This is a genomic window from Pseudoalteromonas sp. AWH4_217 (assembly GCF_056161105.1).
Window position 1 is genome coordinate 1 of the sequence record NZ_JBSWYM010000065.1, and the last position, 436, is coordinate 436.

The 436-nt window shown below is 46.1% G+C and carries 1 protein-coding gene; it reads right to left on the reverse strand.

Going from position 1 to position 436, the window contains the following annotated elements; all coding sequences use genetic code 11:
- Positions 1 to 216 (reverse strand): hypothetical protein (locus tag ACXAH1_RS24680; protein WP_475200334.1); only part of this gene is annotated, 216 nt, incomplete at its 3' end.
- Between the last annotated feature and the right edge of the window lie 220 nt (positions 217 to 436).

Consider the following 436-nt stretch of genomic DNA (forward strand, 5'->3'; position numbering starts at 1 on the left):
TTCGTCAGAAATCGCTCTATACATCATGAAAGCAAGGAGTATGTTTGAGCCGGCGTATTTACTACACGTAAAGTGTCGCTTTCCTGCAGCGACTCCAGGTTTTCCCAGCTCTACCACACCTCCAACAACAACTCCGTTGTCATCCCGCACGCGATGCGGGATCCATTTAAACCTGTTTTTCAGTGCTGAGTAGGTTTGTTTCGGTGTATTCGTCATACGTACGGTGTGGTCTGTTGGTAGATCCCGCATCAAGTACGGGATGACGGCAGTGTAGGCCTGTTTGAATGGAGAAATGTCAGCGTTCTCACCTAAAATATTTTTAAACCCAAACGCAAAAAACCCGCGGCATTGCTGCAACGGGTTTGACGTACATGGAAGTACTAATGTCGATGATATTCATGGATGAATGTCTTTCATCGACCTACTTATTAGGAGC